Below are 23,828 nucleotides of genomic sequence, written 5' to 3'. Positions count from 1 at the left end.
GGAAAATCCGTTCAGCGTAAGTTGGTTCGATGGCGTATATTTGATCATAACTGCACGGGTCTGTTACCCTAAGTTAGGGAAACCCGTGCACTTGTACAACGGAATTCGTCGATTGTTCAAAAATAAAATGCTGATTGTTAATATCTTACGTTCCCGTTGATAGAAAATCAGCAAGCCCTACCTTATCTAACTGATGAGGAATATGCAGTTCTTGTGGATTAAGATAAGGTAACTGAATATGCTAATAGAACTGTTTGCCGCTGTATATGTTTACTGCGATTTCCGGGTCCGTTCGCCTGGTCCAGTGTGCTTCTTTTTATATTGTTTTGGTGTAAGTCCGGTATGTTTTTTAAAGTTTACGTAGAAGACGGATTCAGACCTGAATCCACTGTCCACGGCAACCGCAAAGATGGTCAGGTCATCGTGTGATGGGCTTTCCAACAACCTTTTGGCCTCCTCAATTCTCTTTTCATTGATAAATGAACTAAACGATTTGCCCAGGTAGTCATTCAAAACAATGGATAGTATATAAGATTGTATCCCCATCTTGTCTGCCAGTTTTTTTTCGTTCAGTTCAGTGTCCAAATGAATCTTATCCTCCTTAATTAACTTGTCCAGCCTATCCACATACAGTTGTCCGTCTGATACCTTCGAAGTTTTTTGGGATTTGATGATGGGCAACCCTGAGAGGATCTTTGGATATTTGAAAAAGAAAAAAATGGTTATAAAGAGGATGGAACAAGTGAAAATAATATAGTTCAGCTCCACTAACTGTCTCACGATATCCCTTATGGAACCAATTTCAAAATTAGGTACTATCAACAGAAAATAGCAAAGGTTCACCAAAGCGATATAGGTCAAGATGCCCAAGAAGAAGGTCAACATTTTTGGCCACCAAAGGATGGTCTTCTTTTTGATGATATGTTGATGCGCCCGTATCATTTGCCATCCCAATATGAAAAGGATGAATTTCCAACCAAAAATGATGCTCAGCACAGCTTTGTGAAAGAAAGACCCTATGTAGCTCTCGAAACTGAAGTCCATCAACAAGGTTGAAGAAAGTAGGGCGATACCGAAAATACTGGGTACCCAGAAGAAGTTTTTATCCCTTTTATCAATCCCTTTGCCAACCACTGCCTTAATATAAAGAAACAAAAGAGTGGGCAAAGCAACGTCTAAAATATCCGGTAATACGAGTAATCTCGGGTACAAGTGTTTCCAATCATTATAGCGCAGCAAATATTGGAACAAAATATTGAACGAGGTAATCAAAAAAATCAGGGAAAGGATGTAATTGTTCCTAGCCTTTTTTACGATGGGAATAAAAATCCCCACGATAAAACTTTGTAAACACCCCCAAATGAAAAAGATTACCGCCATAAATATGTCAATAGCTAACCATTGACCAGATTAGAATTGAATAAGGGAAGTTAACAAATTCATTATGTACTTAGAAGAATCTTGAGTACATATTATGGAAAATGATGTGGGTCACTCGGGTCATTTTTGACTTGCCTTAGCTGTTTTTTTAAGTATTTCAATCAATTCTAGATGTTTAGGGTCGTTGTTGTTGAATATGTTCTCTTCCTCGGAAATATCATTTTTTAGATCATATAGTTGAAAAGCCTTTTCATCATCATCCACAGGTAGTGTGTGGGGTACCGTAAAGCCTCCTGAGCCCAATCCTTGTATCAGTTTCAATGAGTCTTTCCTAACGGCAAAAAAGCCACGAGAGGAATGGTGTATCAACAAATCCCTCTTTTCCACCCTTGTGGCGGTGCCCAATAATACAGGAAGTATGCTGCGGCTGTCCTCACCCTCGCCCTCCTTTAAATCAAATTCTGTTAACTCGGCAACGGTGGCCAAAAGATCATTCAGCAGGATAGGGGTGTCAGATATTGATGAGGGCGCAATTTTGCTTGGCCAGCTTGCTATGAAGGGAACTCTATGCCCCCCCTCAAAAATATCTGCCTTTTGACCGCGATAGATGAAATTGCCATTATGGTTGTATTTGGGGTCCAAGTAGGCCCTTTGGAAGGTTCCGTTATCACTGGTAAAAATGAAAATGGTATTTTTTTCCAGGCCCTCCACTTTCAAAGTATTGGCAATCCTTTTTACGGTATGGTCCACCATCTCCACAAAATCTCCATAGAAACCCGCCTTACTTTTCCCCTTAAAAGGGGCGGAAGGTAGCAAGGGATTGTGGGGAGCGGTCAGGGGAAAATATAAAAAAAAAGGCCCTTTCTTGTTTTCTTTGATGAAGGCAATGGCTTTTTCAGTAAGTACGGGAAGCACCTCCGCGTGTTTAAAATCTTTGGCGATCAGTCCTTCTGGCCATTGTATCAAACTGTCCCTTTCAACTAGAATTTCTTTTTGAATGTGGCGCATGGGAAGACCAAGCACCCTGTCATTTTCAATGAAACAATAGGGTCTCATGTCCAGGGAGGCGGAGATACCGAAAAAATAGTCAAAACCCAAGGAGTTGGGCCCATGGGTAATCGGTTTTGTAAAATCAATGATGTTACCGGGATACTTGGATGGGTGATACTCGTTGTCGTCCCAAGGCGCCTTGTGCCCATCCTTTACGCCCCAGGCCATGCCCAAATGCCATTTTCCAATACAGGCCGTGCGGTATCCCTCTTGTTTCAATAGGGACGCCACGGTTGTTCTTGCGGAATCGATGAGTGGCGGTGAATAGCCCCAGGTAACCCCTCTTTTTAAAGAGGTGCGCCAGGCGTACCGCCCGGTGAGTATGCTGTACCGGCTAGGGGTACAAACGGAAGAGGAGCTGTGGGCATCGCTAAAACTCATCCCGGAAGCTGCCAAGGAATCCAACGCAGGGGTATGTACCCTGGCATTGGGATTCAAGGCGCTGATGTCTCCATACCCCATATCATCGGCCAAAATGTAGACGATGTTTGGCCGTTCCAAATTTTGGTTGCCCAGCGCATGAGTTTTCGGTTTTTTCCCATCAGCACAGGAGCAGAGCAAAGCGATGGAAAACAAGAGGTAGGCAAAAAATTGTTTATTCTTCATCTCAAGGTCTTGGAGGTGCATCAGTTGAAATTATGAAGTTGGGATTTACTTTCGGCATAACCATAGCGTATGGCTTTGATTTCCAACTCTTCTAAATCCGTTTTGGGAATTGGGCCGTTGTAAATATGCCATCTCTGGCCATTGTTCATTCGGTATGCTATGGTAGCACCCTCTGTTGTGCAACTGAGCAAGAGGGTATCGTTTTTTATGGCCATGTCAGGTTGCGCTGTGACAGGTTGTGTTCCGTTGGGCCACATCCTTTCGGCCTGTTCCCATTCAGATACATCTTTTAGGTCTCCATACCGCAGTTGCCAATCGGTCAAGGCCTTGGACATTCGTTTGAGCGTATCTTGGTATTCCGGCCTTTCCGCTAAATTTTCCAGTTCAAATGGGTCTTTGGTAATGTCGTAGAGTTCTTCTACCGGTTTGGGCCCTTTGAGCCAGTAGGACTGCGCTTCGTTCAATAAATTCTCTTTTTCAAGCTTTTTTATTTCTGCCATCAGCGGCATTTGGTTCAAGAACATTATTTCCTGTGAGTAGGGAACTTGTGGTGTTAGGTTCTTGATGTATTTAAAATTCTTGTTCCTTACGGCCCTTCTTATGTCGTATCTGTTGTCCATACGGTCACGGGCGGCATAGATATACTCCCTGGGACTGTCCCGTAATGTTGTGACCATTGATTTTCCCTGCATCCATTCTGGAGACGTTATCCCTGCCAAACTCAGAACGGTTGGGGCCAGATCAACAAAACTGTACAGATCTTCATCCCTGGAAGGCTGTGTCATCCCTTCAGGAAGGTATTTTTTTGGATAATGTATGATGAGGGGTGCCTTAATGCCGCTGTCATAAATCCAGCGCTTGCTTCTGGGCAGGCAGTCACCATGATCGCTCATGAACATAATAATGGTCTTATCCAACAAGTTGTTCTCCTTCAAATGTTCCAAAATGACACCGATTTGCTGGTCCATTCTGCTTATATTGTCATATAATCTTGCCAAGTGGTCCCTGCTAATGGGGGTATCGGGTAGAAAAGGAGGAATCCGTACCTCATCCGGATCCACCTTGTGCCTTTCATCAAAAGAGGGCCGCTTTTGCACATCTGGGGCCAGGTTTTGCCTTGGAATGTTGAATTCTTCAAAAAAACGAGTTTTGGTAGTATCTGGCCAGATATTGATTTCGTGAGTGATTTCGAAAGTGTAATAAATGAAGAAAGGACGATTTTTATCTTGCTCCTCTCGGTTTCGCCAAGTAGGTTGATCGGCCACTTCATCCCAAATGGTGAAGGGCTCTCCAAACTGATAATCCAATTTTCTGTATGATGCGGTCCAATACCCATGCTCCCTTAAAATTTCCGGAAAGGCTTTTACCATTGGAGGGGGTACCGCATTGTATTTCGGAAAGCCCTTTATGTCCAGTACCCCAGCCCTTTGGCGCATATGTTGTGTGCCTATGCTGGTGGGATACATTCCTGTGATCATTGCGGAGCGACTCGGGGCGCAGACCCCGGACACGGTGAAAGCGTTCTCATAAACAATCCCATTATCAGCGATCCAATCTATGTTCGGGGTATGTGCCAAACTATCGCCATACGCCGAGAATCTTGGGCCAAGGTCCTCGGCCACCAGCCAAATAATGTTGGGGCTTTCTTCTTTTTGCGCCGACCCGGTCATTGCCTTTTCATTTTCCGTGCCGTTGCAGGCTCCCAAGAGAAAGCTCAGCAAGCAGCAAAGCATGGTTGTCCTATTTTTCATACTGATGATCGAAGTGTACAATGGAAATGGAATGAGGGGGAAGCCGTACGGCCTCCTGAAAGTTGTTGGAGGTTCGGTCTAAATGCTCAAACCCTATGACTGGCGACGCAGGGTCTCCGGCAAAATAATCTACCGATCCAGTGCTACCTTTTAAGGCCAATATCTGCTCGTCAAAGCCAAAATTAACAATGATGCCCCTCTTCTCTGTGCCAGAGGCGAACATCCAACCCTTCACGGAAGGAAAGTTCTCATTTCTGTCGTCCGTCAGAGTCGGGGCCGTATTAAAATCCATTTGGGCCGCTTTTTCCATTCCCTTCATCGCATCACCAATGAGTTTTGAGGCCATGCCTCCCGCAGAGAGGGTATGGGGCGTGGAAGACACTTCATTCAATGTGAGGTGTGCATAGCTCAGCGTATCTGTATGCACCATACCGAAAAGCGGACCCACTAAGTTGTGCATACTGGAAATTCGTGCATTGGATGCCAAAAGTTTAAAGTAATACTCGGTCAGAATCAGGGTTTGGGCCCAGCTGTGCAGCACAACTGAATTATCATCTCGTATGTTGAACTCCGTTACCCAAAGGTCCATATCATCGGGAATATGAAAGTTATCTATTTTCTTTAGGGTTTTGGTGGCCGTGGTGAGCATATTGGTATAGGCCTTTTGGTCTTTTAGCAGTTCCAACTCCCATTTCTGTCTTTCAGTAATATCTTTTGGTGCTTGTCTGGTTGCCGTCTTTTGGGCCCCAAGACCTTCTGATCCAGGAACCGTTTTCCTGCGTTCCAATCTTCCATCAAGTCCTGATGGAGAGTAGCTGTGAAGTGTAATGGCATCTGCGTTGTTGCACTTGTCCAGTACCCTTTTGTTCCAATCCACTTGGCGTGGGTGCCGGGTCATGCTGGTGCCCACCACAGCAAACTGTGCATCGGGAAACTCCTTTTTCAGGGCGGCTATCCATTCTTGGCAGGTTTCGCCGTAGATTTCCGGAGTGGGAAAGCGCAGCAAGGGAAAAGGAATGTTAAAGTACAGTTCATTGCCCATTTCAACGTATTTTACGGGCAGTCCCATCGCCTTTGCCCTCTTTAGGTTCCTTATGCTGTGGTCAAGGTCCTTACTCAGCATATTGAGCATAAATACCGGTGTTATGCCTGTTTTTTTATAAAGCTCAGCCAAGTTTTCAAGTGTGTAACGGTTCTTGCTCTCCCGCAAATTGTTTGTTACCACCCATTTGATCATTAGACTGTCAGGTACGTTTTTGTCCAGCCCGCCCGTGTCCCAATCCCAATAGTTGCCTATGGTACCTCCGGGATATCTCAATGTTCTGATGTTGGTGCGTTCGGTTACGGCCACCAAATTTTCATTGTCCCAAGGACTATCCAAAGAAATCAGGTTTGCATTGGCACCCAGCAGGTTATGCTGCAAGGGGCGGTAAGTGGAAAGGGTGTGCGGCAGGCCTTTGCTTTCTGGTTTTTCTACTTTGCAATTCACAAAAAGGACCAGCAACGGCAAAATGGCACCCAAGGTGCGTAAAACGTTTGCTACTGGTCTTTGTGCTGCAGTATGGTGTTCTCTTTTATTCTTCATGTCAGTGGTCAATGTTGAAGAGAAGGTCAGTATCCCATTGCGATTGGTGCGGGTGTTTGCCCAAATGTTCCTTTAAGCCAATGTGCAATACAAAATCATCATTGGTAATGTCCAGTCTAACGAGGAGGTCATTCTGACCTTTGGTAAGTGGTAGTTCCAGATACTCCGTTCCCGGCCATCTTCTCCTTGCCGTTTTGGTTTCGCCTAGCTTGCTTTGGTTCAGCCATACCATACTGTAGTTGCTGTGGCCAAGGCAGAGCCATTTTTTTTGAGCATCTGGGGCGTTTATGTGGGTATAAAGATAAAGGGTGCGTTCCCCTTTTCCATAAAAATAGTTGCCAAGGTTCATTTCCATCGCATCGGGCAAAAGAGTTTGCACCCCACAGCTCCATTTTTCCAGTTCGCTCAGACTTGGAACGTTCTGTAGTTGTTCTGGGGTGATAAAGTTTGAGCCGGGCCTACTCTTGTCATGGTTCATGTATTGAACTGAAGGCAGTGATCCCATTCCGTGGTCAGGGAACTGGGCATCCATGGGCACGAGCTCCCTGTCATCCTCCATAAAGGGCCCTAGCAATAACCATTTTCCGTAGTTGGGCACCCCTTTCTTGAACACGAATGTGTCCGCACCGACCACTTCCAATTCATAGCTCAGGCTCGGTCTGTCTCCCTGAACTTTATATTTGGGAATCAAATCAAAATCAAATTGCCCTGTTTTCAAGCCTTTGATTGAAATCTTATGGCGCTGGGGTTCAAAATAAGAGGATGTTAGGTTGATGTCCAATTCCAATGCCTCGGTTTCCAAATTTTCCACACTGATTTGCATACGTCCCTGTGTATAGGAATTTATATTTGGAAATTTTGTTACCGTAGTGTTTAGGTGATATGGCATGTGCTGTTCATAGGATGTTTTTGGTTTTTGGTGGGAAGTATCTTGTATGGTCATCTTTTCGTTTTGGGACAAAAAAGATTGTGCGGCCTCGCAGGTGAGTTCCGTTAATTCGGTGATGGTTTTTGGACAATAAATGCCAGATATCTCGGGACTCACCAAAATTTCATTGCCCACCCTTTCCTTCCATATGGTTGGGACGGCGTCGAAACCCACTACGGCCCCCAACAAAGCGGCTGCAGTGGCCACAATGCAGTCACTGTCGTGGCCAAAGTGTAGGGCAGTACTGAGCATATCCATATCGTTGGCGGAATTTAACAGGGAAAGGATGGTAAAGCCAATGTTCATTGGGGCAGAGGTGAAATCGGCATCACCGTAAAGGCTCTTTATCTTGCCCTTGGCCACATCGGCTCCGTATTCACGGTTCCAAAAAATGACCGAACGCACCAAACGGGAGCAAGTACTTTCCTTTGGGATGTGGGCCAGTGCTTTGGTCAAAATGCTGTTCACGTCGGTTTCAACAAAGGCCAGGGCCATGGAGGCGGCTAAGTATTGTTCTGCGTGAACGGAAAACCCTTCGTGGTCCAAAGTGGAATCCATCTTGGCATAAAATGCGGCCTGCTCAGGGTTTCCGGCGCACAAAAGCCCCCAAATTTCGCTGCGAATGGGAGACCCCATACTATGTTTCCAATACCCGTTGTCATGTTTTCCGGTATCGGGATTATCGAGACCAATACGGATGTTCCTGGTGGCAATGCCATATTCGTTCCAAGGGAAGGCGACGTGGTTTTTCCAATGCTCCAGATAATCATGCTCCCTAATTTTTGGCCCTTTTTTAAGTGCCATATCTAGCCAAAGGAGCTGTAGGTCCAAGTCGTCATTGGCAAAATTGTTTTCAAACAGGGCATTGTTAATTTCAATGTCATTGAATACTTTGTACCCTTCAATCGGGGCGCCCAAGATGCCACCCGCGCACTTGCCCACCCAGCAGCCTCTAATTTTGTTTTTGAACGCTTTTAGTGAAATGGTCTTGCTCATTTGTTCTTGTTTTCTCCCATATGTTTTACGACCTACAATAACCAATCTATTGTCTTTTAATGCCTTCTAATTTGTAACTTCTAAGTTTAAAAAGAATGCTGCCCCACGAAATCTCTTCCTCTTAAAATAAAACAAGACGGAGAAAAAAAGAAGGCGATACATTGGCCGCTATACGTGGATTTTTGAGGCTGATGTAAAGTCAATTTTATGTGAATTTGGAAATTAAAAGGGAATTGGTTACGATTCGGTCAATCTTGAGGGGGTAAAATTAAATAATGCGCAGTGAATGGTTGGTCTTTTTTACCAAAGACGTTTTGAAAATCCTTCAGGCACAAACTAACAAAAACTTTTGTATTATGACCCAATTACTAAAAAAGGCGAGCGTTCCGCTCTTCTGGATTGCATTTTTTGGACTGTCTTTTTCCTTAAGTGCGCAACAAGTAACAGGAACCGTGACGGAGGGGGGCGGTGTTCCCTTGCCCGGTGCCTCCGTTGTGGAAAAAGGTACCTCCAATGGCACCCAAGCAGATTTTGATGGTAACTATACCTTAGAGTTAACCACCGAAAACGCCACTTTGGTGTTCTCTTATATAGGATATACCAGCCAAGAGGAAATTGTAAATGGAAGGGCCGTTGTGAACGTAACCCTAAATGACGATGTCTCCCAGTTGGATGAAGTGGTGGTCATAGGATATGGAACACAACGACGGCAAAATGTTTCTGCGGCCATTAGTACCTTATCTGCGGAAGCCGTTGAAGGGAGGCCCGTGGCCGATTTTGCAAATGCCATACAGGGCCAGGTGGCCGGATTGCAAATTACGAACAGTTCGGGAAGGCCTGGTGCGGGAACACAAGTACAAATTAGGGGAACGGGGTCCATAACAGGCAATAGCAGCCCCCTGTACGTCATTGATGGTGCCATTATCAGTACCTCAGGAGGTGGCTCGGTAGATCCTTTGTCCACCATAAATCCTGCGGATATTGAATCCATAAACGTGTTAAAGGATGCATCGGCAGCGGCCATCTACGGAGCCAGGGCGGCCAATGGGGTCATAATCATTACAACGAAGAGAGGGGCCTCAGGAAAGGCAAAAATATCCTTGAATACCTTTGTGGGATTCCAGGAAGCAACCAATACCCTAGACCTTTTAAATGCCCAAGAGTACCAACAGGTGTACAACCAGGTAACGGAAAACTCGGGCCAGAATAGAATTCCAAACTTGGACGGAACCACCTTCAATCGCAGTACAGATTGGCAAGATGCGGTTTTGCAAACTGCAAACATCAGTAGCTACGAGCTCAGCGCAACTGGTGGTGGGGAAGATACCCGATACTTTACATCATTGGGGCACTATAGTGAAGATGGTATAATAATAGGTACTGGTTTAAAACGAACTAATTTAAGATTGAACACGGATACCCGAAAGGGTAAATTCAAATTTGGGAACTCTATGACCTATTCGCGCTCCGAAGCCCGAAGGGAAAACAGTGCCAATGGAAGAAATGTGCTTGCTTGGGCCATATTGAACGCCCCCACAGTGGATATTTTCAACCCCAATACCATTGGTGGTTTTGGCGGGCCAGATGATAATGATGGCGGCAGGCAAATCCTGAATCCAGTGGCATCCCAAAACTTGGTCGATAATGAAGGCACAATAAATCGATTTTTGGCAAATGTATATGCCGAATACGAAATTGTAAAAGGTTTGAATTTTAGGACCAGTTTATCTGCCGATGTCATCAATTTTCACAACCGTTTTTTTGCCCCCTACTACCAACAAGTGCCCGATGGTATCCCAGGGGATATTGTAGGCCTTTCCAACGGTGCGGAAGTGGATGAAACCCGAGGCGAGAGCATTTCTTTGCTTTTGGAAAATGTGCTCACTTACAGAACTTCCTTAGGAAAGAATAACTTTAATCTTTTATTGGGCTACAATGTCCAGGACGATGAAGATGCCAGAATGCAGGCCAGGACCGTGGGAGGTTTTATAAGTGAAGGTTTACCCATATTGAGTGGCTCCACGGTAACCACGGCGCCGCCCACTGGAAGGCGCATCGAGCAACGCACCCTTTCCTACATCGGGAGAGTGGTATACGATTATGACAACACCTTTTTGTCCACCTTTAATTTTAGAAGGGATGGCTCCTCCATATTTACTGAGGACAACTATTGGGACAACTTCTTTTCGGGTTCCGTGGGTATAGTGATCAGCAACTTAGGTTCACTAAAAGAAAGCAAGGTACTGAACAACCTAAAATTAAGGGGTAGCTATGGCTTCTTGGGTAACGATCGTATCAATGCAAATGCGGCTAATTCCGTATTGCAGAACGATCTGCGCTACATCATTGGAGCGAACCAACAAGAGCTGATCGGCGTGGCTCCCACCGGTAGATTTGCCAACCCAAACCTACAATGGGAGAAGCAAAAGCAGTTGAACATAGGTCTTGATTTGGGGCTCTTTAATAAATTTAGTTTTACCGCCGATTACTTTATAAAAACATCTGAGGATCTATTATTGGAGTTTCCATTGCCCTCCGTAACCGGATTTAACAATATTTTCATCAATGCGGGGGAGGTACAAAACAGGGGATTGGAGCTGGCAGCTAACTTTCAGGATAGAAAAGGGGACTTTAGGTATGGGGCAGGTTTCAATGTAACCTTCTTAGACAACGAAGTTACCCAATTGGCAAATGGCGTGGATTTTATCAACCAAAACAGTAGTGGCCTGTTTGGCAATGTGCCACGTACCAGGATACAGGTGGGAGAGTCCTTGTTCAACTTCTTTGGTTACCAGGCAGATGGCATTTACCAATCTCAGGAAGAAATCGATGCGGGGCCCACGCCCTTGGCCAATACCGCTCCCGGAGACCTTCGTTTCGTTGATATCAACGGGGATGGCGAAATTAACGAGGAGGATAGAACCATTATTGGGGATGCTACACAAGATGTTCAGTTTGGTTTTAATTTTAATTTGGGTTATAAGGGTTTTGACCTCTCTGCCCAATTCAGGGGCATACTGGGCAACGATATTTTCAGTGATACCCGGTTTTACACGGAGGGTTATTTTCAGAACAGTAACCTCTCTACACGTGTGCTAGATGCTTGGACGCCCACCAATCCCAGTACAACCCAACCAAGGGCTATTTTCAACGGTTTGTCCAACAACAACATTGCCTCCTCCTATTTTGTGGAAGATGGCTCTTTTTTAAGGCTTCAGAATTTGCAGGTAGGATATACTTTCCCTCAGCAGGTCTTGGAGCAATTGGGAGGGTTGTCCAATGCAAGATTCTATTTGGCGGGGCAGAATGTATTTACCATAACGGACTACAGCGGGTTTGATCCTGAACAACAGCTAAATGGTTTTGACCCTGTGGCCTACCCACAGTCGCGTAGATTTACTTTAGGAGTGCAACTTGGTTTTTAAAATTGGGAATGATGAGAAAAATGAATAAAATGAAAAGTAGAATTTGTTTTATGCTCGCCTTGGGCCTTTTAAGTCTGGGATGTAGCGATTCCTTTTTAGGAGAGGTGGATGTGTTCAGGGAACTGGACGCCAATACGTTTTATAACACGGAGGCAGATGCCATAAGTGCGGTGAACTCGGTCTATGGCCCATTGAACGAGCTTGGGCTCTTTCAGCGTTTTTATATGTACATTGCACATTTTACGGGAGAAACTGCGGTGACCAATGGTACCAGGCCGAACGAAAACATCTATGTCAACTTTAACTTTAACCCAGCGTCTGGAGACTTAATTCCCAGGGCTTGGTCCGATTGCTACAAGGGCATCAACCGAGCGAATCAAGTTATTGATAAAGTGCCTGGCATTGAGGCGCCAAACCGTGATCTATTAGATCGAGTGGTGGGTGAGGCCAAGTTTTTAAGGGCGTTCTATTATTTTGAGCTAGTTAAACTTTATGGCAACGTACCCATTTACAACGAAGTTTTCAACGGAGATCTCTCTGATGAAAGCCAATTGTTTCCTAATCAATCTTCTGCTTCTGAGGTTTATGCGGTAATTGAGACCGATTTACTGGATGCCATACCCGTCCTTCCGGAAACATACGATAATGACAACCTGGGCAGAGCGACCTCAGGGGCCGCTAAATCTCTGCTTGGAAAGGCCTATTTGTACCAAGGCAAATATCAGCAGGCAAGAGATGTTTTAAGTGAAGTAATTAGCTCGGGTGTGTATGCCCTAGAACCCGATTTTATCAATATTTTTCCTAAAACGAACGAAAACAATGGCGAGTCGATTTTTGAGGTACAGTTCCAAGCCGGTTTTGGTGCGGCATTCAACCAGCCCAATCTAGGTGGTCCAAATGAGTCCAACTGGATCAGCAACTGGTTCAGCCCCGCTAGAAGGGCCTTTAGGAACGCTGTGCCGGGACGGCAGACCATAGAATTTTTTGAACAATTTCCAGAAGAGGATGCCATAAGGCGTACAGGTACCTATGCCATACCAGGAGATGTTTGGGAAACTTGGAATCCCATAGCGGAAGATCCCGTGGCTGCAGGACAATGGAGAAATAGGCAATTGACGTTTGCCGACCCTGACCTGCCCTTGTACGGTATTCGCAAATATGCTGGTGGACCTTCCGATCCGGAAACCTTTAATCAGAATTCCGTCAATTACAGGGTCATACGCTTGGCAGATGTACTCTTGCTGTTTGCAGAAGCGGAGAACGAGGTCAATGGGCCATCTGCTGCTGCGTACGATGCCATTAATCAAGTGCGGGCAAGGGCTGGCGTAGACCCAATCCCATCAGGTTTAAGTGCCGGAGAGTTCTTTGATCGTATAAGAACCGAGCGCAGATTGGAGCTGACGTTTGAGTATTCCCTCTTTTTCGATCTGGTACGCTGGGCAAACAACGGAAAAATAAATAGCAGCGAATTGCCTGAAATCATGCCAGGTTTTACCATCGGAAAAAATGAGGTGTTACCCATACCAGAAGGGGAACTAATAGACAACCCAAACCTTGTGCAAAACCAGGGATACTAAAAAGCTTGTTTAGTTTAGTTAGTTTGATGGGCCATTTTCTACATTGAAGATGGCCTTTGCCATAGGGTAGATTTGCTCAGTCATTACAAAGGGATGATATGGGCCTCATCACGTAGTAAACTGAAATTGATTTTTGGAAGAAAAGAGCTGATACAACAGATTCTTTTGGGCTGCCAAAATTTGTATAACTCATTGTTCAGTACAGGACAAAAAATGGAAGTGCCAGTCTGAACGCTAGTCCTAATTGTAGTCGAGGCGGGCAGTTAAACACCCTTAATCTTAAAGTTCTATTATCATTTTCCCCCGAAATCTCCGGGCGCTCAAAGTGACAATTTGTTCATTGACAGGTTTTGTTATGTACCCAGAACCAATAGTTTTTAAAACGTAGCTTTAGAATGGATTTTTGCTATGCTACAAAATCGCTCAAAATAAAGGAAAATAAAAAATATAGGAGATAAGGGTTTTTCATTTCTTGTGTTAGTGCTCTTCGCTTGTGGCTTGTTTGACCAACAGCCTTGTGGAACATATAACAAGATGGCTCCAAACTTAGTGCATGTCCCGCATCCAATCGCCAACGTTTCCCAAAAATTTCGCGCAGAGGAGGCCGCTGAATTATCTCCAGATGGGATGATGGCGGTTTCGGGCTCAAAATTTGGATAAAAGGTAATGCTATGGAACACTGCGGATGGCTCCCTGATATGGGAAAACGAACTTGATTCTGAAGTGGAATGTATGGTTTTCTCTCCAGATGGCCAACGTGTGGCCACAAGTGGAGAGGATTATATGGTGCGGATGTGGGATGTGGCCACAGGAGAGCTATTGGCCGCTTGGGAGCATAATTCCGGCCTGGATGGTATTGCCTGGTCCCACGATGGCACCATGATTACGACAGGGTCAGCCGCCGGGAATGCCTGGTTGTGGGACGGCAATGACTATACAATGAGGGCTAAATTATCAGTTGGGTCCGCCAAAAACTCTCTTCAGTTCACAAAAGACGACGCTTTTTTGGCCGTAGGCGGAAATATAAAGGTCCAAGATAAGAAACAAGATAAAACCCTTTACTATGGCTTTGCATCTTTAATCAATATACAGCAAAGAAAAGTGGTTAGGGAATATAAGGGCATGGGGGCATCTGTTAAATCTTTAAGGATATCACCAGACCAGCAAATTTTGGCCACGGGGGCTTTGACAATACGGTGCGACTATTCGATTTTGAGACCGGGCGTTTGTTGCATACCATAAATCGCCCCTTGAGAGTGGAAGCTGTTGCTTTCTCGCCAGACGGGATCTATTTGGCTTGCGGCGGGCACGAAATGAACATCAACTTTATTAGGTTGAAGGATTTCAAGGAGCTAGCACAGGTGAACAGTCCCCGTACCGAGTATATCCATTTTTCATAAGACGGCCGTCTCATACTGCCCTCTTGTGAAGATAGCGGTCTATTGTGCCTGTACATGTTTCTCAGTAATACCCAGAACAGGTCGGGCTACCACAGATTGGCGGACCAGCAGTTAGACAACAAGGACTTGAAAAAGAAAAAAATTGAAAGCATAGGTTGTATGAACTAATTTCCCTTGAAATCCAGTGCGTTTTCATTTTTTTGTGTTAACAATTTCCAATTCTATCTAAATAGGGCTTATGTCCTTTCACCTTAAAAACTAAAAAATTTCTTTTTTTTGCCTATAGAGGTAAGGTAGTCCACAGAAATGCCATCCTCGGTAAGCGAAACACCATTGGTGCCAATGAAATCTCCATATACTTCCAACATAAAAAGATAATAGGACTTTTCGGTGGTTTCATCCGCATCAATAAACTCAAACGAAGGATGTTCAAAGAATCGATGGTCTTTGGTCATCAGTTCTTCAAAACCAAGCCCAATGCCACAGGTAGCGAACTCCAATGCCCTGCCCCTTACCTTGCCGTTCTTGTATTGATGCCAGACATTGAGCCAAGGGTAGTGTTTTGTTTCCCATAGATAGCCCACCATAATGCCATGCTCCAAGTTGGTGGCGGTGGCCCATCCCATATTCTGATTATCGTCAAAAATGTGGGAGGTTAGATAGGTGTTCGGAAGCTGTCCTGTCTTTCGCAGGTCAATGCTGTCTTTTGGCAACTCCCCATTGGGCCAGTTGAAATGGAACAATTCCAGATTCTCATAATGATGCCGGGGGAAATCCCCTTTTTGATAGAAGCCCTTGCCCGCATTGGTATCGATCAAAAGTTTGTCCGAAACAAAAGTGCCCCCAAAGCTAGGGTGTTGTAGAAAATTATAGACCCTGCCAATGGGAAGGGTATTGGTAACGCGTTCCACAACTTTTACTAGGGCCTCATTTTTGTAGAGCACTATTGACCGTTCCAGATTCAGACCTTCTATTTGAGATTTGAAACCGGTTGTAGCAACCGTATTGCCGTCCAAATCTTTTTGGGTTGATGATGTCCAAACTTGGGCGGAGGGTTCCCCGTACAATCTTATGCCCGCCCTCTGTTCGTTTTTAGTGGGTAGGCCCCAAGTGCCAAGACTTATAAAATGGCCCCTAAAATCAAACCCGCCCTTGTTAACTTCGGGCTGCTGGGACACTTTTAAGCTCCAATCGAATGGATTGATGTCATGGCCCTTTAGTTTAAAGCTGGAAAAGCTGCCCCCTTTTAATTCTTGTATCAAGCTTACTTTGTCGTTGCTTAGGACAAGTGGTTTTATATCTTCCGATTTGTTGCAGCTGGTTACAACCGGCATACAGCCCAATAGAGCGATAATAGTGGCACTCTTCCAATTCATCGCTAAGGTTGTTTGCTGATTGGCATCGGGGCATTGATGTTTTTTTGCCATATCGAAATGCTATCGTTTAGGCGTTGGGTGACATCGGGCAGTGTGTTGCTAATGTCCTTATGTTCACCTAAGTCCGACGAAAGATGATACAATTCACTTTCTCCCGTCTCCAAGGATGTTATGAGCTTGTATTGGTCTTCGATAATGACCGATGTCGGCCTGCCGCCCTGATTGCTGAAATGGGGATAATGAAAATACAGGGGCTTTCGCGCCAGCGTATCTACGGATTTAAATGCCTCCAGCCGGGATATGCCATCAAGGGTTTGTGAAACCGTGACATTGCCCCTGACCACTTCAAGCAAGGTTGGAAAAATATCTGTGGTGGATATGGTGGACGCGTTTAGAAGGCCACCTTCAAAATTTCCTTTCCAATAGACAATCATCGGTACGCGAATTCCGCCTTCGTACATGGTACCCTTGCCCGATCTAAGGGGATGGTTTGTTGTCGGTTTGTCCCCCGCTTCTCCTATGGCCAATCCGCCATTGTCTGAAACGAACAAAACCAAGGTGTTCTCCATAAGCCCGTTGTTTTCCAAGTTTTCCAGGATGGCTCCCACAGACTGATCCATTTGCTCTATCATGGCACCATACACCGGATGGTAGTCTTCTGGCCGCGGGTTGGCCTTGGCTTTGTATTTGGCCACTAAAGAGCTGTCCCCTTGTAGGGGGAGGTGCACCGCAAAATGTGCGACGGTTAAAAAGAAAGTGGTATCCTTGTTTTCTTCGATGAACTCAATACTGTTCTTGGTTATCTCGTCTGTAATAGAGGGAAGTTCAAAAGCGTTTGTGGTATCTCCAATTTTATACCATTTATAGGTATTGTCAACCGGAAGAAGCTCATAATCAAAACCTTCGGTAACATCAAACCCTTGAAATTTTGGATCGGACATTCCAAAGGTGGTGTTTTCACCCAAATGCCATTTACCCATTAGCCCCGTCTTATAGCCGTCTTTCTTCAACTCCTCTGCAATAGTGATTTCCGTTAAGGGCAAATGATCGACAAAAGATGCTGGTAATACAGGGGAATCCTCAAGCTCCTTGTTACCGTAGAGGTAGTTGGTAAGCCCAATTCTGGCCGGGTTACGACCCGTTAAGAGGCTGGCTCGGGTAGGGGAACACACATGCCCTCCAGAATACGCCCGTGTAAAACGTACTCCTTTTTGTGCCAAGGCGTCTAAATGGGGGCTTTCAAAATAGGTATTGCCGTAGCTTCCCAAATCGGCCCAGCCTAAATCGTCCACTACAATGAGCACAATGTTGGGCAATGCCTTCGGTTGGTCCATAGAGGTCTTATTTTCTTTGCAGCTCGTTAGAACAACAAGTGCAAGCGCAACCACTAGTCTTTTGGTCATTTTTAATAATTTAGAAACCAAGTTCGCCAAAACATCAATTTAATACCTTGTGTTTTACAAATTGAAAGAGAAATGACAGTCAATACCTTGAATTTGCTGGTCATTCTTTAAGATTTTTTTATGTATGAGTGAAAATAAAGGGTCACTACAACAGCGGTTAACACAGGTGAACGAGTACGAGCGACAACCAGTGCCCAAAAAATCTGTAAAGGGATTCAAGAGCTTTGTGGGCATGGTGGCCGGAGAGCATATCGCCGGAACAGAATTTATCATAGGTCCGTTGTTTGTGCTGCATGGCGTGGGTATCTTGGACATCTTTCTGGGCCTTTTTATTGGGAATTTGCTCGCCACCCTGAGCTGGACCTTGGTTTGTGCCCCGGCTGCCGTAAAAACAAGATTAACCATTTTTTATCAACTGGAAAAGATTAGCGGGGTGGGGTTGGTGTCCATCTATAACATTATAAACGGTATTCTTTTTTGCGTAACGGCGTCGGCAATGATAGGCGTTTCCGCGTCTGCAGTTGGGCTATTGTTAAATGTTGAGGGGCCTGGCCTTACCGATCTCTACCCAACAAGTTTTCTTTGGATTGTCATTATTTTTTGTATTGGCCTAGTCATTACCGTGGTGGCCACATTTGGCTTTGATCGGGTCTCCAAATTTGCCAATATCTTTGCGCCCTGGATGCCGCTGGTGTTTCTGGCCTCTGGAATTGCGATGCTGCCTGGTTTGGGCATTACCTCCCTTGATACCTTTTGGGCATTGGCAGAGGAGAAGATTTGGACGGGTGTGCCCGTGGAGGGACAGACAAAATATACCTTGTGGCACGTTATCATCTTTGCTTGGCTATGCAATAGTTCCATGCACTTGGGCCTTGCCGATATGAGCATATACCGCTATGCAAAGAAATCCTATTATGGGCTTGCTTCGGCATTTGGGATGTTCATAGGACATTATATGGCCTGGATCGCTTCGGGCATACTCTGTGCCGTTGCCCTACAAAACGGAAATATGAATCCTACCCCTGGGGAAATAGCCTTTATGGGGGCAGGGTTGGCCGGGGCCATTTGTGTGGTGGTTGCAGGTTGGACCACCGCGAACCCAACCATTTACAGGGCTGGTCTGGCAGTACAGGCCTTGTTGCCCACATTTAAGCGATGGAAAGTGACCATGATTGTAGGTGTCACAGCAACTGTGATGGCTTGTTCTCCGGCAATAATAAGTAAGCTGGACCAATTTTTGGGTCTTTACGCATTATTGGCCTCCCCAGTGGGGGCCGTGGTGATCATGGATATCTTTGTGTTTCCAAAAGTGGGTCTTCGTCAAAATCTTGCCGAGTTGAAAAAGATGAGGGTCAACATTTCCGTGCTCTTAGCTTGGTCGGTGGCACTATTTGCCAGTTATGTGATCTATGAACGGACCAATGCAGATTTTTACTTTTTCGTGGCTGTGCCCGGATGGATCATTGGAGGTCTAAGTTATCTTATGTTCGCCTTTTTGCAACAGCGCTATTTTATCGCAACCTCTAAAGGGGATTCTCCCGGATCACCTCATAAAAAATGGGATTATGAAGCTTCTTAAGTTATTTTCTTACTTAGGTCTTTTATTGACCATTGTACCCTCTTTTCTTGTGTTTATGCAAGTTATGGAAGTGGAGCGCTATAAGGAACTTATGCTCTTGGGTACCTGCGCATGGTTGTGCAGTGCGCCCTTTTGGATCAATAAAACCAAAGAAAAGTGACCTTTCTCTGCAGAATCCTCTTCGTCGGGAGCATTTAACCAAATGTGATTTTATCTTTTTAGCGGTACCGGATCGATGCCCGTAAATGTCATTTTAACGGGGTCAATGGTACCATCATCCTTAAAAAATAGTTGATCCATACAGACTACCCGGTGATTCCTATGTTCATTGGGAATTGGTCTTCTATGATACACCATATACCAATGATCCGTACCCGGAATATTGAGAACGGAATTGTGGCCGGCTCCAGTGGCAATCTCCTTATCCGATTCTAAAATCGTGGCTATCCGATCAAAGGGTCCAAGGGGGGATTTGGCCATACCATAGGCCACTCGGTAGTTGTCCCTTCCCCAACTTCCTTCGGACCACATCAGATAGTAGATTCCATTTCTTAGAAACATAACGGGGCCCTCAACGTAGTTCTCTGGTGTGATATCCTTAAATAGAGTGCCGTCCTCCAAGGGTATCATATCTGTGAAATCCTCGTTCAATGTGCCAATGTTGCATTTTCCCCATCCGCCATATATGATGTAGTGGGTACCGTCCTGGTCTTTGAATATGCTCTGATCTATGGGTTGTGCGCCGTTTATCACCGTTCCTATGAGCGGTTTGCCTATATGATCACTGTAGGGTCCTGCCGGATGCTTGGCCCGGGCCACACCAATGCCTCCTACTTCGGTACTGTCATGAATGGCAGGATTCCACCATTTGCTTTCTGGAGTCTGGATATCATTGGCGCTAAAAAAAATATAGTAAAATCCATCCTTTTCTATAGCCGATGGCGCCCACACAGCGTCTTCCGCCCACTTTATGTTTTTGGGACTGATGACTTTTTCGTGTTTTTGCCAACCGACCAAATCTTTTGAAGAAAAAATATCTATAAAGTCCTGCTTTTCATTGACACCCGAAAAAGTGGGGAACAACCAATAGTGATTATTGAATACGGCCATCTCAGGATCTGCGTACCAATGGTCAATGATCGGGTTGCCACTTTTTCTTGGCTCTTGTGACCAAGAAATCGAGGTAGCTAAGGCCATCAAAATCCATAGTTGTTTTAAATTCAGTGTCATACTTCCCTAGTTTAATCAAAGGCAATTAAACATATTCAAAGATGAAACATCTCTTGTTTTGTAAATTGATACATTTTTGTAGAGGCGTTTTAGGATTAAACAGTGAATGGATTGTAATTTTAAAAGAATTCGCGTTCATTGCCCATTATGGGAAAATCTTAAATAATCAAAGTGATGGTTTTGTATTTCAAAAGGTTTTGGATAGTATCCTACTTGTGTGGACTTAGTGTCCTTTTGACACCTATTTTCCTGAACTCCCAGGAAATGGAACAAAGGATGCCACAAGTGATCATTGACCTGGACACTGGAAATGAAGTGGATGATGTATTTGCCTTGGCAAGGGTGCTCTTGGACAGTAGTGTCAATGTGACTTCCATCAATGCTACACATTGGCAAACCAGTCATTGGGCCATACCTGAAACAATGGAAAACAGCCATAGGTTGAATCAGCAGTTGCTTGGTGTCATGGGGATCAAGAAAAAAACCAACCGTGGTGCGTTGGCCAGAATGTATGATTGGGGCGATAAGGCGCAGCACTCAGCGGCGGCCTATGAAATAATTAATCAGGCACATTCCCAAAAGAAAGGAAAAAAGCTGAATGTCATTGCTCTGGGTGCATTGACCAATGTTGCTTCCGCGTTGTTTATCGATGGTGGCATATCCGGAAAGATAAAGGTGTACTGGTTGGGGTCCACCTATGATTTTGATAAAGAGGTATTTGGACTAACTGATTTCAATAGCACTATGGATGTTCCTTCTCTTCAGTTTCTTTTGCATTCCCAGGTAGAAATGCATATTCTTCCCGTCAATGTAGCTAGGGCCCTCCGTGTGGAATACGATGGTTTAGGCGACAAGTTTAAGCCCAACGATTTGGGGGCTTATCTTATGAATCGATGGGATAATCATTTAGACCCCTTACGAGAGAGTAGAATTTTATGGGATGTGGCTTTGGTGCAGGCATTTTTACATCCCGAATGGACGGAAAGCGTTTCCGTTGAAATGTCAAAGGATAATGGGGGAAGAAATCTAAGATTCTATAAATATATCGATGCGGAAAGGATGATTGATGATTTTGAAAAAGCGATAATAAATTTCAAGAAATAGTTTAGACTTAGTTAAACACAAGGTAAGTTCCAGACCGTGTTATTTTCAAAAACTCTTGAATTCCAAATGAATCATAATACTTTTAAACAACCAACCCGGATATTGGTGATAGGAAGCTCAAATACCGATATGGTAATTAAAGCAGATAACCTTCCAAAAGTAGGCGAAACCGTATTGGGAGGTTCATTTTTAATGAGCCCCGGTGGAAAAGGTGCAAATCAAGCGGTTGCCGCAGCTCGTATGGGAGGCCAGGTGCAACTTATTGCAAAAGTTGGCAACGACATATTTGGAAGCCAAGCCATTAACCAGTTTAAAAGAGAGAACATTGAAACCTCAGCTATTTTTACCGATGCCGACACCCCTTCCGGTGTAGCTTTGATAGGAGTAGACACAACCGGTGAAAATTATATCCTAGTGGCCCCCGGCGCCAACCATAACCTTACCGTTCAAGAAATAGAAATAGCGTTACAGAACATTGGGCATCCTTGCATAGTGCTCATACAACTCGAAATACCATCGGTAGTTGTGGAGCAAACGATTGCACTTTGTGCGGCCAAAAAGATGCCTATAATTTTAAATCCTGCACCAGCATCTCCGTTAAGGCAAGAATTGTATAAAAATATCTGGATCATCACCCCAAATGAAACAGAGACAGAGTTGCTGACAGGTGTTAAAATAAGGGATATGAATTCAGCCAAAAAGGCCGCAGAGAAGTTTCGCTCATGGGGAACGGAACATGTGGTAATCACTATGGGGGGCAAAGGCGCATTCGTCTGCAACAAAACTATGTCTAAGTTGATTCCCACGCCAAATGTAACAGCAAAAGATAGTACCGGAGCCGGAGATTGCTTTAATGGTGCTTTGGCGGTCGCCCTATCAGAAAACATGGGCTTTGAGAGCGCTGTTCATTTTGCCTGTAAAGCAGCTTCGATATCGGTAACAAGGCTAGGTGCCCAATCAGCTATGCCCTATAGAAAAGAGCTGGGCTGATAATAAATGATGTACCAGGAACATTGTTTTGGAGAACAAAAGGCCAAATTTGTTCAAGTCACAAGAATTATAAGTAGAAAAAACCAAATAAGCTATAAACCAAATGTTTATTATAGACTCGTACCAAACTGCTGTATTATTTTGCATCATCACTATGTTTTGTTGGGGATCTTGGGCAAATACCCAAAAGTTGGCGGCTGGCACTTGGCGATTTGAACTCTTCTACTGGGATTACGTTTTCGGAATTTTGCTGATGTCGTTGATATTGGCTTTTACAATGGGAAGTTTTGGCGAAGGCGGCCGTAGTTTTTTGAATGACATTGCACAGGCCGAAGCATCAGAAATAGGCTCTGCAATGTTGGGAGGCGTCATTTTCAATGCAGCAAACATCCTTCTTGTCGCAGCAATTGCCATTGCGGGGATGTCAGTGGCTTTTCCAGTGGGTATAGGGCTAGCCCTTGTCATTGGCGTTATGGTAAACTATATTGATAATCCAATAGGTGATTTTTATTTTCTGTTCAGTGGGGTAGTGCTCATTTTGATTGCCATACTCATGAATGCCAAAGCTTACAGGAAGATGTCAGCTGAATCTAAGGGTATTTCAACCAAAGGATTGTCCCTTTCCGTAATCGCCGGTGTTTTAATGGGCTTTTTCTATAAATATGTTTCAGCTTCGATGTTTCCGGACTTTAACGTGCCCCTGTCCGGAAAGTTGAGTCCATACACGGCCGTGGTCTTTTTTTCCATAGGTATTCTATTGAGCAATTTACTGTTCAATACCGTTTTAATGAGGCGACCTTTTGTGGGAGCCCCTGTAAGTTATAAGGCCTATTTTAAGGGAGGTTTAAAAAACCATATCATAGGAATATTAGGGGGAACCATATGGTGTCTGGGAATGTCTTTTAGCATTATTGCCTCTGGAAAGGCCGGGGCTGCTATTTCCTATGGCTTGGGACAGGGGGCCACTGTAGTGGCCGCGATATGGGGCATATACATTTGGAAGGAATTTAAGAGTGCGCCTCAAGGAACCTCTGCAGTCTTAAACCTAATGCTTTTCTTCTATATTATTGGCCTAGGACTCATAATATATGCAAGATGATGGTATAAGATTGATATAGGCCACTACGGGTCAGTTTCAGAAAGGGGTCAGCTAGCCCATTCATCCTTTTGAATGACGTGGAGGTTATGTTACAGTTGTTAAAAAAGATTAATAGACCATTGGAACAATACCATCATTCATCATAACATGGGATTAAAAGTTGATGGGTCTGTCTTTATGATGTTACTTTATTTTCACAAAAGCAGGAAAGCAATGCTGTGTTTAATTAGGGCTTGCTGATTTTCGCAAGGATTATAAACTTTAGGCCGCTACGATTCGGGGCGCATTTCGGCCACCATTTCCGATCGGTGCAAAAACCTTGCTTAAGAGCCCCTTTATGACGCCAGGG

At 44.6% G+C, this 23,828-nt stretch carries 15 protein-coding genes; 7 read left to right on the top strand and 8 right to left on the bottom strand.

Features of this window, described 5'->3' with window-relative positions:
- Window positions 1-270: 270 nt before the first annotated feature.
- The 5 genes from ACKWCC_RS18685 to ACKWCC_RS18665 all read right to left on the bottom strand — a co-directional run bounded on the left by ACKWCC_RS18685 (window position 271) and on the right by ACKWCC_RS18665 (window position 8,296).
- Window positions 271-1,044, bottom strand: coding sequence for a helix-turn-helix domain-containing protein (locus ACKWCC_RS18685; protein ID WP_413997496.1), 774 nt, complete (start codon window positions 1,042-1,044; stop codon window positions 271-273).
- A gap of 456 nt (window positions 1,045-1,500) precedes the next feature.
- The gene (locus tag ACKWCC_RS18680; protein WP_413997495.1) at window positions 1,501-3,036 is read right to left on the bottom strand and encodes a sulfatase family protein; all 1,536 of its coding nucleotides are present in this window, start codon (window positions 3,034-3,036) and stop codon (window positions 1,501-1,503) included.
- Window positions 3,037-3,056: 20 nt separating this feature from the next.
- Entirely contained in the window at window positions 3,057-4,769 is a 1,713-nt protein-coding gene (locus ACKWCC_RS18675) for a sulfatase family protein (protein WP_413997494.1), read from the bottom strand.
- A gap of 7 nt (window positions 4,770-4,776) precedes the next feature.
- Window positions 4,777-6,168: a hypothetical protein gene (locus ACKWCC_RS18670; protein ID WP_413997493.1), complete on the bottom strand. Its 1,392-nt coding sequence runs from the start codon at window positions 6,166-6,168 to the stop codon at window positions 4,777-4,779.
- Window positions 6,169-6,373: 205 nt separating this feature from the next.
- The gene (locus tag ACKWCC_RS18665) at window positions 6,374-8,296 is read right to left on the bottom strand and encodes an ADP-ribosylglycohydrolase family protein (protein WP_413997492.1); all 1,923 of its coding nucleotides are present in this window, start codon (window positions 8,294-8,296) and stop codon (window positions 6,374-6,376) included.
- A 356-nt stretch (window positions 8,297-8,652) separates the two neighbouring features.
- On the opposite strand from ACKWCC_RS18665, the gene ACKWCC_RS18660 reads away from it, so the two are divergent.
- From ACKWCC_RS18660 to ACKWCC_RS18650, 3 genes are all read left to right on the top strand, one after another.
- Window positions 8,653-11,721: a SusC/RagA family TonB-linked outer membrane protein gene (locus ACKWCC_RS18660; RefSeq protein ID WP_413997491.1), complete on the top strand. Its 3,069-nt coding sequence runs from the start codon at window positions 8,653-8,655 to the stop codon at window positions 11,719-11,721.
- 11 nt (window positions 11,722-11,732) lie between these two features.
- Window positions 11,733-13,298: a RagB/SusD family nutrient uptake outer membrane protein gene (locus ACKWCC_RS18655; RefSeq protein ID WP_413997490.1), complete on the top strand. Its 1,566-nt coding sequence runs from the start codon at window positions 11,733-11,735 to the stop codon at window positions 13,296-13,298.
- Between the two features lie 666 nt (window positions 13,299-13,964).
- Window positions 13,965-14,540, top strand: coding sequence for a WD40 repeat domain-containing protein (locus ACKWCC_RS18650; RefSeq protein ID WP_413997489.1), 576 nt, complete (start codon window positions 13,965-13,967; stop codon window positions 14,538-14,540).
- Between the two features lie 409 nt (window positions 14,541-14,949).
- Here ACKWCC_RS18650 and ACKWCC_RS18645 read toward each other — a convergent pair whose 3' ends face one another.
- Together ACKWCC_RS18645 and ACKWCC_RS18640 are read right to left on the bottom strand one after the other, a co-directional pair.
- Entirely contained in the window at window positions 14,950-15,960 is a 1,011-nt protein-coding gene (locus ACKWCC_RS18645; RefSeq protein WP_413997488.1) for a hypothetical protein, read from the bottom strand.
- Window positions 15,961-16,076: 116 nt separating this feature from the next.
- Entirely contained in the window at window positions 16,077-17,507 is a 1,431-nt protein-coding gene (locus ACKWCC_RS18640; protein WP_413997487.1) for a sulfatase, read from the bottom strand.
- 94 nt (window positions 17,508-17,601) lie between these two features.
- Between ACKWCC_RS18640 and ACKWCC_RS18635 the strand changes: the two genes are divergently transcribed.
- Window positions 17,602-19,056 carry a purine-cytosine permease family protein gene (locus ACKWCC_RS18635; RefSeq protein WP_413997486.1) on the top strand — a complete coding sequence of 485 codons (1,455 nt, stop codon included), beginning with the start codon at window positions 17,602-17,604 and terminating at the stop codon, window positions 19,054-19,056.
- A 210-nt stretch (window positions 19,057-19,266) separates the two neighbouring features.
- On the opposite strand, the gene ACKWCC_RS18630 is transcribed toward ACKWCC_RS18635, so the two are convergent.
- Window positions 19,267-20,286, bottom strand: coding sequence for a glycoside hydrolase family 43 protein (locus ACKWCC_RS18630; protein ID WP_413997485.1), 1,020 nt, complete (start codon window positions 20,284-20,286; stop codon window positions 19,267-19,269).
- Window positions 20,287-20,550: 264 nt separating this feature from the next.
- Between ACKWCC_RS18630 and ACKWCC_RS18625 the strand changes: the two genes are divergently transcribed.
- The 3 genes from ACKWCC_RS18625 (at window position 20,551) to ACKWCC_RS18615 (ending at window position 23,479) form a co-directional block, all read left to right on the top strand.
- Window positions 20,551-21,390 (top strand): nucleoside hydrolase, encoded by an 840-nt coding sequence (locus tag ACKWCC_RS18625; RefSeq protein WP_413997484.1) that lies wholly within the window; start codon window positions 20,551-20,553, stop codon window positions 21,388-21,390.
- A 66-nt stretch (window positions 21,391-21,456) separates the two neighbouring features.
- Window positions 21,457-22,380, top strand: coding sequence for a ribokinase (rbsK, locus tag ACKWCC_RS18620; protein WP_413997483.1), 924 nt, complete (start codon window positions 21,457-21,459; stop codon window positions 22,378-22,380).
- Window positions 22,381-22,483: 103 nt separating this feature from the next.
- Window positions 22,484-23,479 carry a GRP family sugar transporter gene (locus ACKWCC_RS18615; RefSeq protein ID WP_413997482.1) on the top strand — a complete coding sequence of 332 codons (996 nt, stop codon included), beginning with the start codon at window positions 22,484-22,486 and terminating at the stop codon, window positions 23,477-23,479.
- Window positions 23,480-23,828: the final 349 nt, after the last annotated feature.

The organism is Maribacter aquimarinus, assembly GCF_047345505.1.
Lineage (GTDB): Bacteria > Bacteroidota > Bacteroidia > Flavobacteriales > Flavobacteriaceae > Maribacter.
This window is presented reverse-complemented; position numbering and strand designations above follow the sequence as displayed.